The following is a 16,829-nucleotide window of genomic DNA, read 5'->3' as shown; positions in this document are numbered from 1 at the left end:
TCAGTGCTCACGCGTTGCCGCTACTGAGCGTACCGGTACTGGTCCCCGGTCAGGGGCCGCCTACGCCCTCTCCCCCCAGAATGCCTTCGATGATCTCGTCGATGTCCTCGTTGCCGTTCACGCCGCCGATGGCATCGCTCGGCTCGGCCACCCCGTCATCGCCGGCTTCGGCATCTCCGGTCCCGAACGTCAGCTCCCACGCAACCTCGGCATGCGCTTCCACCATGAGCTTCCACTCGGCATGCTCGTCGAACGACTCCGCAGGGCAGCGGTGCCGCAGGACAGCAACGGCTTCGCCCTCTCCAGCGCGGTCAGTGCCGCGCCCGCTGATGCTCGAAGCGTCCAGCACCATCACAGACTCCGGCACCTGCGGCACGGGCTCCTCGGCTGGTGGCTCGGTCGGTCCATCCTCGGATGCTTCAGAATCGCCTGTATCCGGGTCGCCTTCTTCGGGTGCGTCAGGATGGACTTCGGGTGGAACGAACGTCTCGACAATAACCCTCAAGTAGCCTTGATCCCCAAAGGGCGCGGCAGTCCGGTTGCGGCCTCCTCCTTCTCCGGGCTCAAACGGAGGAAGAACGTTCCAATCGACGGTGGCGACATAGTCCGCGCAGCGCAGCGTCACCGCGCCAGTGAAATCACCCCCCTCGCTGATCCGGACAAAGTGCCCCGGGGCCGGGGGAGGGTCGGGCGCCTCAACCGGCGGCGCCGTCGTGGTCGGCGAAGCGGCATCCGACTCAGGCGGCGTCGACTCAGCATCCGACTCAGGCGGCGTTGACTCAGCATCCGACGTCTCGTCCGCTGGAGGCACAGAGTCGGAGGTCGGCACAGTCGCCTCGGTGGTCGTCGTGGTCACCGTCGTCGTCGGCACCGGATCCGGAGGCAGTGTGGCCGGCGAGGAGGCCGACTGCGATTCCGTGCCTCCGAAGCCGACGAATCGAACCACTGCAAAAGCAGCAGCGGCGAGAACCGCGGCACCGGCCACCCAAATCAGCAACTGCCGAGCACTCACCTGGCGCTTGGCAGACGCCGCACCGGGCTGGATCACTGGGCGCTCGCCTTCAGCCATTGCAGGCCTCGAATGGACCTCGCGCCACGCCGCTCGTCTCGATCATCGAACCCTCCCGCCGCCCGGGAGCCGAGTCCCGCAAGCGTTGTTCAATACGAATAGTAGTAATCGCTCGACGAAGCGCTCGCGGCCGCGCCGACCAAGCGGAATTCCAGCGAAAAGAAGGCGATCTGACGGGCAAAGCCGAGGCCCGAAGGGCCCGCGAGCGCAGCGAACGGGAGCGGGCAGCAGCAGGCGGCGCCACGAGAACGCTTACCCACCCGCGCGGCGCCTATGGGGCGATTACGGGCGGATCGGGTGGGTGATGGGGGTGCTGCCCTTGGCACCTGGCACCCAGCCTTCGATGATGGCGCTGAAGCCGCCCGCTCCCCCGCCGGCGCGCACCACCATCGGCGACCATGGGGGCAGCTTGCGCAGGTTCCCCCCGGTCGAGCCCTCGCTCGACCCGAACACGTGCCCGCCATCGGAGCCTCCGCTGCCGCCGTGGCCGCCGTCAGCAGTGTCCCTCAGGTGCTGCACGAAAGCGGCCGGCAGGCCCTCTTCGATGCCGCCGGCTCCACAGGCTGCGAAATCGAGATCCATCTGCAGCAGCGGTTCCAGCTCGTCGTAGAAGCGTTCCTTGGTCCAGCCTGAGTCGGCGAAGGTCGACATGTGCTCAGGTGTCATCACGACCATGGCCTCGCTCGGCAGCTTGCGATTTCCCACGCACAGCAGCTGCTGGGCGAGGGTTCGGATGAGCGAGTTCGGCGTGCGGGAAACCTGGTCGATGCAGCCGACCGGGCCGTGGCCGGCGAACAGCGTCACCGTGTCCTGGCCGGGTTCGAACCCCCGCGTCACCGACAACGGCGGCCAGCCGTCGGGCAGGCCCTCCTCGTCCTCGGCGAAGCACCAGCCCACCTTCGAGGGCGACCCGAGTGCCGAGCGATCGATGCCCCCGATGCCCGGCTTGCCGCCGCCCACGTTGCGGATGACCAGCTGCAGGGCCCGGCCGATGGTCGAGTTGGCACGGTTGCCCTGGCCGAGCGCGCTCTTGTCGGTGTTCATGCCGATGCGGCGGCGTATCGGGCCGTTCACAATCACGATCGGGCCCGAGAACCACAGCGTGCACAGCAGGCCGTGCATGTTGAACGTGTCGGTACAGGCCGCCTCGACCGCTGCGAGCACGACCGGCAGGTACTCGGGCTTGCAGCCGGCCATGACGGCGTTGACAGCCACCTTCTCCACCGTGCATTCAGCCAGCGTCGGCGGCACCACGGCCACAATCTCGTCGGGCACCCGCGTCGTACCCGTCAGCATCGCAGCCACGCGCGCCTCGGTGGGAGGCACCACCGGCAGACCGTCGGACCAGCCGCGGTCATAGGCCGCCTCGACGGGATCCTCAGCCGAAGCCAGCTCCACCTTGCGGCTCGTGAACGATGTCGCTCCGAATCGCAGCGCCAGCTCGTCGGCCAGCAGGGGGTCGACCGACATCGAGCCGCAGCCCGGTCGCATGTCGGGCAGGCCCGAGCCGAGATCATCGGCACCGCTCAATGCCTCCCAGCTGCGGCGGTCCCACCCGACAGTGCGAGCCATCTCTCGCCCGTCCATCACCGCCATGAGCGTGGGCACCGTTTCGATGTCGTGATGCCACGACACGGCCAGGTCATGATCGTGCAGGACCTCTGCCGACGGCCCGTCGAGCGCGGCCATGAACTCGGGGTCGTCCTGGGTGAACACCGTCAGGCGTGTCCGGCTACGCACGGCATGGTCGACCAACTCGGCCAGCACGGGCTCGACATCACAGCACGTCGGGCAGTCACGCTTCACGAACGCAACAAGGCCGTCGCTGAGGTGTGTCCGCGGCTCGGCGGCCGCTTCGGAAGGGGGTTGGTTGTCGGCAGGCACGCCGTGACTTTAGGTCCGGGACCCGCCCGCTGGCGCAGGCTCTCAGGTCCAGCCTCCCCGCCGCTGTGGGCGGCGCCAGGACAAGCTGTTCTCTTTAGCGGGGATGGGCCGCGAACTGCTCGCTCGCTGTGGCGTACGCCTGCAGCGCCACGGCGGGACGGCGTCGCGGATCCAGCAGGTTGTTGCCCATCGCATCGAGGTCGGCCGATGCCGGCATGACGATTTCCACACGCCCGCACTCCGTCAAGCTCAGTCGTTCGCATTCGGTTGCCATTCGGCTGGCAGCCCGCAGGGCGCTCCAGCCCCACGTCATGGCCCCGAAGTCCATGGCTGCCGCCATCGGCATGGACATTCCCCAAGACCGTGCCGCCGACGGCAGCTCGGCGATGCCCATCGGGGAACTCACCACGACGAGGTCATAGGACTCATCGCGCAGTACGTCGAGATTGTCCGACGAGTGCACGCCGGCATCAATGTACGCGGTGCCGTCGATCTCCACCGGCTCGAAGACGGCCGGCACGGCGCATGATGCAGCGACGGCCTCAGCGGGCGTCGCCGGGCTGTCGGCATCGAAGACCACCCGCTGGCCGCCGTCGAGTTCAACTGCCGGCACGCGCAGCTCGACCCCGGTCGGCCATTGCTCGCCGAAGAGCCCGCGAACCATGTCCGCGACATGCGATGTCGGCACGTTGCCGTGAGGCAGCAGTGATGCCAGCGCAGTGCCCGGTGCCACCCGACCCGGCAAAGCGGTCGCCAACATCCAGATGTGGGGCGCCATCGGCGCCCCGAAGCTGGCCGTGGCCTCGCGCTTGGGGCCGCGCTGGGCGCGTGCCGCGCCGAGCAGCCGCTCGCCGTCGGCACTCAACGGCTGACGGGTCTCACGCCGGAACAGGTCGCTGGGGCTGAGACCGGCGGCAACCAGCGCGCCCGAGATGGAACCGGCGGACGTTCCCACGATCAGGTCGACGTCGCGGGCGTCGATCCCCCACGTGTCCTCGAGCGCTTTGAGCACGCCGGCATGGAAGGCCCCGCCGACGATGCCGCCGGAGCCCATGACGAGCGCCACGCTGCGATCAGATCGTGGGCGCCCGCCAGCGCCGCCGGTGGTCATCGGCCGCGGCTACTTGGCGATGTCGCTGTGCTCGACCATCCAGCCGATCATCGACGGGATCGAGCGCTTGCGAGCGCCGTTGCCCACGATCAGCCCGACGTGGCCCGCAGGCAGGCGCATCTCGGTGGCGTCAGCGGCGCCGACCAGCTTGTCGAGGCCGTAGGTGGATTCCGGCGGCACGATGTGGTCGCGCTCAGCGATCACGTTCAGGAACGGTGCCTTGATGTCGGCGAGGTCGAGCCTGCGCCCGCCCAGCATCAGGTCCCCGGTCATGAAGCCATTGCCTTCATTGAACATCTCGACGGTCTGGATCATCGTGGCGCCCGGGAACGGGATGTGATTGCGGGTCCACGACGTCATGGCCTGGTAGGAGCTCAGGAACTTGTCGTCGTCGAGGTGCTCCCAGAAATCCATCACGGTGCTGAGGTCGGAGGTGGGCGTCAGCAGAGTGAACGACGCCCGCACCGACTCCGCCGGCACGTTGCCGCTGGCGTCCATCAAGTGCGCTGGGTCGATGCCGTCGGCGCCGACGCCGGTCATGACCGTCGGCATCTTGGTGAAGTCCACCGGGGTGGCCATCACGACGACGTTGCGGATCGGGTCGTCGGGGTGGCCGGCCGCGTACAGCAGCGTCAGCAGACCGCCGTAGCAGTAGCCGAAGACGGTGACACCGACCTCGCCGCCCATCTGGTTGACCTTGGCGACCGCCTGGGGCAGCAGCTCGTCGCAGTAGGTCTCGAGGGTGTTGTGGGCTTCTTCCTCGTCGGGTACGCCCCAGTCGAGCAGGAAGACATCGAAGCCCTCGGCTACCAGCCGCTCGATGAAGCTGTTGCCTGGCTGCAGGTCCAAGATGAACGAGCGGCTCACCAAGCTCATGACCAGCAACAGCGGCGGGCGCACAGTCGGGCTCTCGCTGCGGTATCTGTACAGCACGGCCTTGCCGTTGCTCCACACCGCGTCGCGAGGCGTCTGGCCGACCGGGGCACGGTCGATGCCCATGACGTGGCGGGTGAGGTTCCACCAGCGCCGCATGCCGGTCTCCCACATCTCCGCAAACGGTGCGAGCGGGTTGGGCACTTCCGCAGGGCGCTCGGATGATTCGCCGTTGGCGGCGGAGTCGGCTTTGGGCTTGACAAGAGTGGTTGCAGACATGGCTGCTCCTTCGGGGTGATGAGAGGGTGTTCAGGAACTTTCGACAGCTGCGGTGAGCTTCCCCGCCGCAGGCTTCATCGGGTTGGTCTTTGATGCGCTGGCTTTCGTTGAGTCGGTCTTTGATGCGCTGGCCTTCGTTGCTGCTGACTTGGATGCAGCCGGCTCGGACACGGTCTGCTTCGATGCCGGCGCGGCCTTGCCGTTCGTTGCCGGCGCCGCCTCAGCGGGGACAACGGCGACCACGTCGAACACGAGATTCTTGAGACCCTTCAGCTCACGATCCACTGCGGCGACCTGCTGGCGCAGCTTGCGCACGTCGGTGGCAGCAGGCAGGTTCCAGAAATGCAGCCAGCGCCGGCTGGCCTGCTCGAATTCGGCGGCGAAAGCGCTGGTGACCTTGGCGCTCGCGGCCATGAAATCGCGGAAGCCATCTGAGGCTGCGAACTGCTGGAGACTCGGCGCTACGGCGGACTCCCATTCGTTGTAGATCTCACGCCACTGCTTAGCCATGTTTGTTTCCTCCGGGAAAAGGGGGTATTCGGTCTGATGTCACGAATTCCGGCGGCGTGCGAGACACCTGCCGGTGCGAATTGATGAACTGACGGGACGAGCGCCGCTGTCCATCAATTGCATGACGCTATGCAATCATATCTAGGTTACGGCCCTGTCACACGAGCATTTCACGTCGAGAAATTGTGTGACACTCTGCAATGATCCGCTGGCCGGGGCGAACAGATCGGCTAAGGTAGGAATGCAGCCGATGAACGTGATCGACATGGACCAGCAGGGTGTACGAGACCCAGCGCAGTCCGGAGGCAGCGGCACCCGTCGCACCCTCGGGCTGCCTCGTGTTCGCGACGCGCAGCAGCCGAGTGCTCCTGAGCCCACCGAGTGGGGCGACGACTGGGATCTCGATCACAAGGTCGCCGCCCTGTGGCGCGCCGCCCGGCTGGGGCCGACGGTCGAGCGCCTGCGCCGGCACGTCCTCGGCGGCGGATCGAAGTCCATCGAACCGGGCCAGTTCCGGGCCCTCGATGCCGTGGCAGGAAACGGGCCCGCAACGATTCGAGCACTCGCAGACATCATGGACGTCGAGCCCAGCACGGTCACCCGTGCCATCACCAGGCTCGAAACCGACGGACTCGTCTACAAGCAGCGCGCCGAGCGCGACCAACGAGAGGTGCTGGTCGAGCTGACTGACCTCGGAGCAGCCCGCCACCAGTACTTCGTAGACCGCGCATACCGCATCTACGAGGAGATCTTCGCGGTGTTCGACACGAGTGAGCGGGAAGTCCTCGCTGACTTGCTGGAGCGCATGCTGGTGTCGACCGATGCCGCGCTGGCACGGCTCGATGCCCGCGCCCTGTAGTCCCTACCCACGAGACAGCAGAGTCGCCGAGCAACGCCGGGACCGCGAGGATTCCGTGAGCGCAGCGAACGAGGACGTGAGACAACATGAGTGACGACGGCAAGATGCTCCCTTGGGTGCACGCCGCAACAAGGATCCCGGCGCCATGACCGGCACCGATGCCAAGACGCCACAAGATCGGTCTCGCATGCGTCGCATGGCAGCACCTGCGCCGCTGCGCGCCGGCTACCGGGCGGCCGGTTCGGTGGCCGAGTGGATCCGGGGCCACAGCGAGGACGACCTGCCTGCAGTGCGTCAGACGCCCGCCGCCGCGTGGAAATGGATGATCGACGAATGGTCGATCCAGTTCGAGCTGGCCTCGGCCCGCATGAGAATTCCCGACGGGCCGTTCCGGCAGCGACTCCGCTCCGAGCTCGCCGAGGCACACCGGCACTATGCCGACCGCGGCTGGCTGGAAGACCCTGCCGCGTACCACCGCACTCCCCCGCCGCTCGACGGCGGCGTGCAAATCGGCGCGACCTCGGCGGGCGATGCGGACTTCTGGCATGTTCGCTTCACCAGCGAGTTCGAGCCGTGGCCCGGCGAACCCGGACGCGAGCGCTGGATGAGCTACCGGCCGGTACGCACCACGCACGCATGGATGCTGCAGCATCCCGATCAGCCACGTCCCTGGGTGGTGGCCGTCAACGGCTACCGCACCGGCGAGCCGCAGCTGGATATGTGGATGCTGTACGCGAACCGCTTGCACCGACGCTGGGGCCTGAACGTGATCGCAGTGGTACTGCCGCTGCACGGACCCCGGTCGATCGGCGTGAGCGGTTCCCGGGTCATCCACGCGGGCGCCATGAACACGGTGTTCACGGTCGCGCAGGGCGCTTGGGACATCCGGCGGGTGATCGGCTGGGTGCGCGACCAGCACGAGGCGCCGTCGGTTGCCGTGTCAGGCATATCGCTCGGCGGCTACATGGCGGCGATGACTGCCGCTTTGGAGGACGACCTGGCTGCCGTGATCGCCGGTGTCCCCGAGAGCGACCTGGCACGCGGCACCCGCCGGCAGGTCGAACCGCTGCTGCCCCCCTTCTATGAGCAGTGGGGTCTGTCCTGGGAGCCGTATGAGCAGATCCTCTCGGTGGTGTCGCCGCTGTCGCTGCCTTGCAAGGTCCCGCGTGATCGGCGCTACATCTTCGCTGGCTTGCTCGACCGCTGGGTTCGGCCCGGCAACGTCAAGACGCTATGGGAGCACTGGGAGCGGCCCGACATGGCGTGGTACCAGGGCTCGCACCTCTCCTACCCGTTCGAGCGCGAGGTCTCCCGCTACGTGGACCGCGCAGCGACGGAGACGTTCGGCCGCTTGCCAGCAGCACCGCCACGCTGACCGCCCACCCGCAGCCAACAGCGGTTAGACGCGTTCGGACTGTCCCAGCACCGCCAGCCGATGCCGCACCACCTTGCCGGTGGTGGTCATGGGCAGTGCGTCGACGAAGTGGATGTCGCGCGGCACCATGAAGCTCGGAAGGCTCTCGGCGACCCATGCGCGCAGCATGTCGGCATCCACGCGCTGCCGCTGGCGCGGCACCACGAACGCTGCAACACGCTGACCGAATTCGGGATCGTCCACGCCGACGACGGCGGCGATCTCGACGCCAGGGTGGCGTCCGAGCACCTCCTCGACGCCGGAAGGGAACACATTCTCGCCGCCGGTCACGATCATGTCGTTGGCTCGTCCCGAGACATGAAGCCGACCGTCTTTGTCGAGCCGACCGATATCGCCGGTGGCCATCAGCGTGCCGGCCCGGTCGCCGTCGCTCCCGTCGGTGTAGCCGAGGAACTGCGCCGTGCTGGCGAGATGGACCCAGCCCGGGGTGCCTCTGGGCGCCGGCATGCCGTCGTCGCTGAGAATCGTGAGCGTTACCCCGTCGGGCGGGCGGCCGACGGTGCCGGGCGCGGCACGCAGGTCGGCGGGATCTGCGATGGTCCCGATGGCCGTCTCGGTGGAGCCATAGACGTTGTAGAGGTCGTCGCCGAAGCGGTCCATCCAAGCGCGAGCGAGCTCGCCGGAGAGGACGTTCCCGCTGCTGAGCACCATGCGGGGCCTGCGCACCGACGCGGGGTCGATCGGCAGTTCCAGAATGCGGCGCAGCATCAGCGGCACCACGACAAGCGCGTCGTAGCGGTGCTCGCACAGCAGCTGGCCGATCTCCGCGGCCTCGAAGCGCTGCCTGACTTCGATCGTGCTGGCTGTGGCCAGCCCGACGGCGAGCTGGCTGAGACCCCAGGCGTGAAAGAGCGGCGACGCGACGAAGTAGCGGTCGCCGAGGCGGTACGGCACGCGCCGCAGCATCCCGACCCCGCCGACGCGAGTCGTCTTCAGCGTGCGAACGGCGCTCTTGGGGGCGCCGGTGGTGCCAGACGTCAGCAGCACGAGCTTCGGTCGGCGACTCGGGGGCGAGCATCGCAATCCCTCGGCGGCGATGGGCGCCATGGCATCGGGACCGTTTCCATCGGCCACGAACACCCTTGCGTTCGTGCCCGACTGCGCGATGACCTCGGAGAACTCCTGGTCGGCCACGATCACGGCGATGTCGTCGCGCTCGCAGACCTCGGCCAGGTTCGATGCCGGGAGTGCCGTCGACAGCAGCACCGTGTCACAGCCGGCCCGCTCGGCGGCAACCAGTGCGGTCACGAACCACCGGTGGTTGCGGCACAGGATGCCGACGGCAGCCAGGCCGCCATCGGGCCCAACTGCCGCAGCGCGCATGCGAACGGCGACGCTCGACGCTGCACGGTCCAGCGTGCGATAGTCGATCGTTCCGTCGTCGTCGACGATGGCGGCGCGGCCGCCGAACCGAAGCGCTGCCGCGGACACGGACGCCGCAGTGCCGAGGCCCCAGCGCACCGACGCCCACCAGCGTGCTGAGTTCAAGGCCGCGTCGACAGCACCCATGCGCAAGGCGACGTTCCACATGCTGTCGCCGGCAGTGACGGACCCGATCACCGCAGCTCAGTCCCCGCCGGCGTCGAAACTTCGATAGACGCCCAGCAGGGCTGCCTTTTGCTCATCGGTCAGGCTCGGATCGGCTTGGACTGCTTCGACCACGGTCGGCACATCTTCACGGTCCATCAGGCCGGCGTACGACAGCAGGGTGGCTGCCCGCACGTTCAGCGCTTCAGCAAGTGCTTTCAACACCCGCACCGACGGCTCGTGGAGCCCGCGCTCGATCTGGCTGAGGTACGGATTCGACAGCTGGGCCATCTTGGCCAGCTGACGCTGGCTGAGCTCCATCAGCTCGCGCTGCGCGCGGATGAAGCCGCCAAGCTGGTCGAAACCGGGAAATGGGCTCGCCGACCTCTGATCGTCCGCTTCAGCGACGTCAGGGTCGGAAGCGGCCATCAGGCCTGAGCGTCCTCGTTGGCGCGCTCCCACGCAGCGGCGATGCGCGCAGCGCAGTCCTTATTGGCCTCGTGCATCTGGCCCAGGAAGCTGAAGTAGGTGTCGATCATCTCGGTGGGCTTGGGCAGGTACTCCGCGAACGGCGAGGACATCGCCGGGACGGCGGACAGCCATGCCTCGGCAACACGCTCGTTCATCGAGACGAACTGCTCTTGGGCGGTCTTCATCTGCTCGAGGGTGCGGTCCTGCATTTCACGGACGGAATCGAGAACGGCCATGGGGCTGGCTCCTGGAGGTGAGGGGAAGCGCCGACGGGGGTCACCGGCGCTGCTAGAAATAGTACCCACTCCGGGAACAACTTGCAACTCTCCAGTGCCTCGCGGAGAGCGTGGGGCTCGAACCGTCCGTGTGCGCTGCGAGGCACACATGTCGCGACGTCAGTCGGTGATGGTGGATGTGGCTTTGGCTCTGTAGTTGGCGGCGCCGATGAGGTACACGATGTGAAATTCGATGTCTGCGTCGATGCCGGCGGTGGGGACGTTCACGGTTGCGCCGGTTTCGTCGCTGTTGACGGTGATGGTGACGACGTTGCCGAGTTTGCGGTCGAGTGCGACGGCGTAGTAGACGGTGACCGCACCACTCGAGCGGCAGCTGAGGCTGATCACGAACTCCAGGTCGTCGCCTCGTGCGGCCGTCGCGTCAGCGACAGAGACAGTCGGCTTGCCGACACAGGCCGCGACGGCGGGCTCGGGCGGCGGATCGTCGTCGTCGGTGATGTGCGCGGTCTGTGTCGATTGCTGGCCGACGGTGTAGCCGCTGCCCGCGGCGAGGGTGGCGGTGATGGTGCCGTCGGGCTCATCGGTGTCGTCGTCGACGGTGGCGATGGTGAGGGTGGTTTGGGTGGCGCCTTGGGGGATCGTCACCGTCTGCGTGCCGACGGTCGCGCCCCACTCGCCCGCCGAGGCGACATCCACGGTCACGTCGAGGTCGGCTGTTGCGGGTTTCGACGCGGTGACCGTGAACGTCGCAGCCGTGCCCTCAGTGCCGCCGGTCGCGGCGGTGATGTCGATCTGCGGGGGCGGCTCGTCGCTGTCGATAATGACAACGGTGGTGGACCCGTCGGCGCGCTCGACACCGTCAGGACCCCACGAGATGCCCAACGTCACACCCTCGGTGCTGCCGTTCAGCGTCGGCGCCCGAGCGCCGGTGCCGTACCACACAGTGATCTCCTGATCGAGGAAGTCGCTGTCATCCACAGCCGTCAACACCAACTCAGCACGCTGATCACCCGGCTCCAACACAACACCGTCATCACCCGGCCCGAAGACCACCTCGAACTCATTCGCGAACACCGCATCGCGATCATTCAGATCGCGCATCGTCCAATGCGTGCCCTCATCGCCGCCGGTCACCCTCAACGGCACCGTGAGCGTCTCCCACGACCGCAAAGCACGAGTCGGCGCGATCCTCAGATGCGCCTGACTGTCATCGCCGGCGCCGTCCTCAGCGATCGAGGTCGCAAAGAAGATCATGTACACCGTCAACGGATCCACATCATCATCAAACACCGCAACCGCGGCCGTGCTCTCAGCGGCCGACACCGTGTACTCCGAATCCGCACCCGGAGCGTCCAACGTGGCCGTGACAGAGCCATCGGCCTCGTCTGTGCTGTCGCCGGTCGTGGGGATGGTGAGCGTCGTGGTGCCGCCCGAGGGGACGTTTACGGTGCGCGGCCCGGCGGCAGCGTAGTCGCCCGCCGTGGTCACCGTCACCGCCACCTGCACCGCCGCCGCAGGGGTGGCGGTCACCGTAAACACCGCGTCGGCACCCTCGGTCACATCCCCAGCAGCAGCGATGCTGACCTCGGGGATCACCAGCGGCGGGTCGTCGTCGTCGGTTACCGGCGCGGTCTCCGACGCCAGCGGGCCAACGGTGTAGCCGCTGCCCGCAATCAGGGCGGCTGTCACGCCGCCGTCGGGCTCGTCGTCGCCGTCGTCTGCGGTGGCGATGGTCAGGGTCGCCTGGGTGGTGCCCGACGAGATCGTCGCGGTGCGTGTTCCGGTTGTGACGCCGAAATCGCCTGATGCGGTGATGGCCACGGCCACATCGAGGTTGGCTGCCGGCTGCGGCGCCGCGGTGATAGTGAACACCACATCGGTGCCCTCGGTGCCTCCCGAGCCAGCAGTGATGTCCACCTGCGGCGGCGGGTCGTCGTCGTCGGCCACGACGACCGTGGCGGCCTTGTCAGCGCCCAGGTCGTAGCCGGCGCCATCGATCAGCGTGACGGTGACCGACCCGTCGGCCTCGTCGGCGCTGTCGTCAGCGGTAGAGACCGACAGGGTCGTCGATCCTGAAGTCGGGATCGTCACCATGCGAGCGCCGGTCGTCGCGCCGAAGTCCCCGACCGCCGACACCGACACCGACACCGCAAGCGGCCGCGCCGGCGCGGGAGCCGCGGTGACGGTGAACGTCGCGTTGTGACCCTCGGTGACGTCTGCGCCGGCGCCGATGCTGACCACCGGCAGGGTTTCGGTGACGGTGCCGGTTCCTCTGGGCTGCGCTAGGGCGTTGGCCGCGCCCGGCGCCCACACCACGCTGAGGAAGACCTCACCAACGTCGACGGTGGGCACCCTCACCGTCGCCGACATGTCACCGCTGACAAACGTCACCGACTCGGTGGGGGACCCGAAGTCTCCGTACCAGACGTAATAATGCGCCGTGATGCTGCCGCTGTAGCGGCAGCTCAAGCTGATGACGAACTCGAGGTCATCGCCCCGCGCCGCGGCAGCATCGGACACCGACACGGTCGGCCTGCCCGCACACGCAGGCGGCAGGTCGTTGTTGGTGATGGTGACGGTGAGCGCCCCGCCGAGCGTGATGCCAGCGAGCACGCCGGTGTGGGAGGGGGCGCGGGCGCCGGTGCCGAACGCGAACGTGATCGGCCGGTCGACGGTTGCGTCGTCGTCGACGGCCTCGAAACGCATCACCGCGGTGCGCCCGCCGGGGCCGAACTCCACCGCGGTGGCTGTGCCGTAGCCCGTGCGGGTCACGCCCGGACCTGTCGGGTCGTCCAGCGTCCAGTCGCTGCCCGGCGTCCCGGTCACCGTGATCGGCACGCTGACCGTCTCGCCGTCCAAGAGCGTCCGGCTCAAAGAGATCTCCACATCAGTCCAGCCGCCGTTCTCAGAAACCGACGCGTCCGCCGACGCCAGCGAGACCCTCACTGGCACCGAGCCGCCGTCGTCATCCCTGACTCCGACCGTCGCGGCCGCCGACGGGGCGAGGTTGTAGTCGAGGCCGTCAACCAGCGTGACGGTGATGGTCCCGTCGGGCTCGCTGATCGAGTCGCCGGCGGTTGCGACCGACAGCACCGCGCGGCCCGAAGCGGGAATCGCGACCGTCTGCGCGCCCACCGAGACGCCGAACGCCCCCTGTGAGGCGACCGACGCGCTCACCGCCAGATCAGCCGACGGCGTCGGGATGGCGGTGAGGGTGAACTGCGCGGCGGAACCCTCCACGACAGCGGGGCCCGCCGCTATGGAGATCAGCGGGGCGGACTCGTCGTCGTCGATCCTCACCGTGATCGCCGCCGGGTCGGCCACGCCGTTGCCGCCGCGGACAGCGGCGGACACCTCGAACGTCTTAGCCGTCGACCCGGTCACCTCGTACACATCGTTCTGCGCTGCCGTGAACGCCACCGACCCCGAACTCTCCGTCGAGCCCGCCGGGATCGTCAGCACAGCCGGCGGGCCCAGCCGCCCGTCCGACGCCACTGCCGGCGCTACCGCCGTCGCAGAAAGGTCTGCGGTCACGTCCTTCGATGACAAGCCGCTGAGGCGCGCCGTGACCGCCACCGAGCCGCCCTCGGCCACCGACGCGCTCGCGGCGTGCAACGACATCACCGGCATCGGATCGTCGTCGGTGATCGTCACCACCACCAGCCCCGATTCGGGGCGATACCCCAGCGGCAGACCGCGCAGCCCGACCGCGAACGTCTCGAGGCCCTCGTACACACTGTCCTGGGCGATCGAGATCGTCGCGGTCGCCGACGACGAACCCGCTTGCACCGTCACCGAGGCGGGCGCCGAGTAGTCGGCACCAGCCTCAGCACTCACACCGGCGAACGCCAGCGGCACCACCAGATCGGTGGCCGGGGCGGGGCCGCCCACCGACACCGCCACATCCACACTCCCGCCCTCGGCGACGCTCGCCGCTGCGACTGACAGCGTGACCGGCTCCGTGGGCACGCCCGTGTGCCCCGTCACCACGACGCTCCATGAGCTGAGGATCTCCCTGAAGCCGTCGACGCAGTACAAGTCGTACCAACTCCTTGCCAAGCTGCGCGTGAAGGCGGCAAGACTGGTGCAGTCGGGCAGCGTCGGCATGCGCCGGATTCTCAGCTTCCATGTCCCCCCCGGGTTCTCGCCCAGATGGCGCGATGTCCCGAAATCGAACGAGCCCCGCAACGAGCACGAGTGAGCGCGGCACCCGTCAGTCTCCGGCAACAGGAGGGATTCGGTTCCTGTCGGCGACACCAGGGTCCACCGGTAGGCGCGGACGTTCGATATGTCGCCGACGACGGTGACTTTGACGTGCTCGGTGAAATCGATGGCCGTCTGCACATCAAGGGCCAGCTCGATCTCCGCTCCGCGCCCCGGCAGCGACACATCGCCGGTATGCGAAGCCGTGGAAGTCTGCATCGGAGGCAGCAGCGCCCAACTGGCCGCGGCATCGACCGCCGCATCGGCATCCACCAGACCGAAGCCGTACTTGTAGCTGAACGAGTACGACATGGGCACCGGCCCCGCCGAGCTGTACTTCGAGGCGCCGCTCATCCAGCCCGAGTCCTGCGGATCGACCTTGCGCGCGGTGTCGGCCAAGATCACCTTCACGTCCCGCCATGTCAAATCGGCGTTCACGCTGCGCATCAACGCGACCACCCCCGACACCATCGGCGCAGCGAAGCTGGTGCCCTTGAGGCCGTCGCGGTAGTGATTGTCGCCCACGGGCGCCAAGACCCCCGCCTCGCCGTAGTCCCCTGCGAGTCCGCACACCCACGTACTGGGGCCTTCTTCGGAGTAACTTGCCAATGGCCCCGAGGGTGCCACCGCGCATGCCAAAATGATGCCGCGATAATTGTTGGCAGCCTCCAGGCCCGACCAGACACGTCGGGAGCCTGCAACGCGGCTGTTGCCGGCTGACTTCACATGGGGAGTCCCCTTACCGCCGAAACCCTGTTCGAGGCTGGTCTCCAGTGCCCGCTGCCAAATGGAGCCCGCCCGATCAAGTCCTCGTTTCACAGGGGTGCCATAGCTGTGGTTGGCCACCGCCACCGTGCCTATGTTGAAAGTCAGTGCCTCGGCTTTTCGAGCTGCGGAGTAGTTGTCCAGGAGGTTGTAGTTCACCAGCGTGGCCCGGGGGGCGACGCCGCGCCCGCCCACGGTGTTGTCGCGCGCCCCCACAGTCCCGGCAACCATGGTGCCGTGAGGTCCGCCACTCCACCCCTCGACTTCTGAGGTGTAGCCGCCCCAGTTCGTGCTCCGGCTGGTGTCCGCGTTGTCGCGGAGATCCTCGTGCGCCGGATTCCAGGTGTGGTCCACCACCGCCACTGTCACCCCGGCCCCCATCGTCGTGGACCACACATCGCCGAGGTTGATGTCGACCACCGGATCCTGCCGACGGAGATCATTGGTCTCGTCATACCGGTAGTCGCCGGACGCGTCCAAATGCCACAAGCAGCTCGACAGCTCGTCGGGCCAAAGGCTCGTGTACTTGGTACACCGCCGCCTCGCAGCCGCCGTGTCCGAGGCAACGCCGTCCGCGGATATTCGCGAGCCCTGCCCCACCTCGAGCGGCGTGAACGTGTTGGGAACCGCGGCGTCGACACCGGGTTCGGCCGACAACGCGTCGGCCAGACGCAGCGATGCTGCGTCCGACCCCGTCTTCACCAAGAATGCGTTCGGCAACTCGCCCAGCGGCGACACCTGTCCGGGCGCGACACCGTGGCGGTCCCACACCGCCTCGATTGCCGGCCCGCCCACATGCGGACCGAACAGCACATTCACGCCGCCCACCAACAGATGCGGCTGTCCGGTGTCGGACACAAACCAGGTGTCAGGCTTCGCCGCCGCTGCGGCACCCGACGCCGAAGCCCCCGACGCGTTACCAGCCACCCCAGGCGCATACGCGCTCGCCGCCGCAGACGCCGCCAGCGACCGGGCATCGCCCAGCTCCGCTATCTCGGCTGCGTCCAACAAGCGCAGCGGCACCTCACGCCCGCCGTCATGCATAATCCACACGCCGTCGGGGCCCATCAGATCCGTGACCCCCAACTCTGGCACCGCCTCGCCCAACTCCGGAGCGCCCAAACCGTCCTCAGGCGCCAGCCCGTCCCCGGCACCTGGCTCGGCGTCCGGCGGCGCAAGATCGCCGTCAGGCGCCGAAGGCTCACCACCCGTCGCGGACGGCCCCCGATTCACCGTCGACTCAGCGGTCTGGAGGACGGCGCTGTACGACTCGCCCTCAGCGTCGAGCGAGGTCCGCGGCTGCTGCGCCGACGAGGACTGCGGTGACGCGCCCGCCGCGGGCACGCCGACCAGCACCCCGCACCAGAGGACCAGCACCAAGCCGGCAGCGGTGATTCGAACAGGCCGGGCCTTGACCACCATGACCCCACAACCATAATCCACTCACGGCTGCGGACCCGCAGACCACGCCCAACAGACAAGCAAGAGCGCTCTGGCGCTCACAGCTTGACCAGAGAGCACCGGACAGTCTCGCCCCTACGGCGAGGGTGCCCGGGAGCAGGCGGCGACCAAGTTGCGCCACGACGGCGGACACTGGCGGGGCGGAG

Annotated in this window: 11 protein-coding genes; 2 read left to right on the top strand and 9 right to left on the bottom strand. The window is 67.9% G+C overall.

Translation table 11 applies throughout. The annotated features are described in order from the left end of the window. Positions 1 to 49: 49 nt before the first annotated feature. The 5 genes from ACOGJB_RS19570 to ACOGJB_RS19550 all read right to left on the bottom strand — a co-directional run bounded on the left by ACOGJB_RS19570 (position 50) and on the right by ACOGJB_RS19550 (position 5,726). Complete coding sequence (locus ACOGJB_RS19570) at positions 50 to 1,069, bottom strand: hypothetical protein (RefSeq protein WP_419838745.1); 1,020 nt, start codon at positions 1,067 to 1,069, stop codon at positions 50 to 52. A 282-nt stretch (positions 1,070 to 1,351) separates the two neighbouring features. Continuing rightward, positions 1,352 to 2,953: a thioredoxin gene (locus ACOGJB_RS19565; protein WP_419838744.1), complete on the bottom strand. Its 1,602-nt coding sequence runs from the start codon at positions 2,951 to 2,953 to the stop codon at positions 1,352 to 1,354. Between the two features lie 94 nt (positions 2,954 to 3,047). Further along, complete coding sequence (locus ACOGJB_RS19560; protein ID WP_419838743.1) at positions 3,048 to 4,064, bottom strand: patatin-like phospholipase family protein; 1,017 nt, start codon at positions 4,062 to 4,064, stop codon at positions 3,048 to 3,050. A 9-nt stretch (positions 4,065 to 4,073) separates the two neighbouring features. Further along, complete coding sequence (locus ACOGJB_RS19555; RefSeq protein WP_419838742.1) at positions 4,074 to 5,216, bottom strand: alpha/beta fold hydrolase; 1,143 nt, start codon at positions 5,214 to 5,216, stop codon at positions 4,074 to 4,076. 30 nt (positions 5,217 to 5,246) lie between these two features. Beyond that, on the bottom strand, positions 5,247 to 5,726 hold the full coding sequence (locus ACOGJB_RS19550) for a hypothetical protein (protein ID WP_419838741.1): 480 nt from the start codon (positions 5,724 to 5,726) through the stop codon (positions 5,247 to 5,249). Between the two features lie 250 nt (positions 5,727 to 5,976). On the opposite strand from ACOGJB_RS19550, the gene ACOGJB_RS19545 reads away from it, so the two are divergent. Both ACOGJB_RS19545 and ACOGJB_RS19540 read left to right on the top strand, forming a co-directional pair. Next, on the top strand, positions 5,977 to 6,585 hold the full coding sequence (locus ACOGJB_RS19545) for a MarR family winged helix-turn-helix transcriptional regulator (RefSeq protein ID WP_419838740.1): 609 nt from the start codon (positions 5,977 to 5,979) through the stop codon (positions 6,583 to 6,585). A 112-nt stretch (positions 6,586 to 6,697) separates the two neighbouring features. Next, positions 6,698 to 7,960 carry an alpha/beta hydrolase family protein gene (locus ACOGJB_RS19540; protein ID WP_419838739.1) on the top strand — a complete coding sequence of 421 codons (1,263 nt, stop codon included), beginning with the start codon at positions 6,698 to 6,700 and terminating at the stop codon, positions 7,958 to 7,960. Positions 7,961 to 7,984: 24 nt separating this feature from the next. Here the strand turns inward: ACOGJB_RS19540 and ACOGJB_RS19535 are convergent, their stop codons facing one another. The 4 genes from ACOGJB_RS19535 to ACOGJB_RS19520 all read right to left on the bottom strand — a co-directional run bounded on the left by ACOGJB_RS19535 (position 7,985) and on the right by ACOGJB_RS19520 (position 16,644). After that, positions 7,985 to 9,580 (bottom strand): AMP-binding protein, encoded by a 1,596-nt coding sequence (locus tag ACOGJB_RS19535; protein ID WP_419838738.1) that lies wholly within the window; start codon positions 9,578 to 9,580, stop codon positions 7,985 to 7,987. Positions 9,581 to 9,586: 6 nt separating this feature from the next. Continuing rightward, the gene (locus tag ACOGJB_RS19530) at positions 9,587 to 9,976 is read right to left on the bottom strand and encodes a helix-turn-helix domain-containing protein (protein WP_419838737.1); all 390 of its coding nucleotides are present in this window, start codon (positions 9,974 to 9,976) and stop codon (positions 9,587 to 9,589) included. Further along, on the bottom strand, positions 9,976 to 10,254 hold the full coding sequence (locus ACOGJB_RS19525; protein ID WP_419838736.1) for a hypothetical protein: 279 nt from the start codon (positions 10,252 to 10,254) through the stop codon (positions 9,976 to 9,978). The genes ACOGJB_RS19530 and ACOGJB_RS19525 overlap by 1 nt, the downstream gene beginning before the upstream one ends. 159 nt (positions 10,255 to 10,413) lie before the next feature. Continuing rightward, a complete protein-coding gene (locus tag ACOGJB_RS19520) occupies positions 10,414 to 16,644 on the bottom strand; it encodes a S8 family serine peptidase (protein ID WP_419838735.1) in 6,231 nt (2,076 codons plus the stop codon). Positions 16,645 to 16,829: the final 185 nt, after the last annotated feature.

It is taken from the genome of Candidatus Poriferisodalis sp., from assembly GCF_965208895.1.
In the GTDB taxonomy this organism is placed as follows: Bacteria; Actinomycetota; Acidimicrobiia; order Acidimicrobiales; family Poriferisodalaceae; genus Poriferisodalis.
The sequence above is the reverse complement of the archived record's forward strand: the minus strand, read 5'-3'. Positions and strand labels throughout refer to the sequence as shown.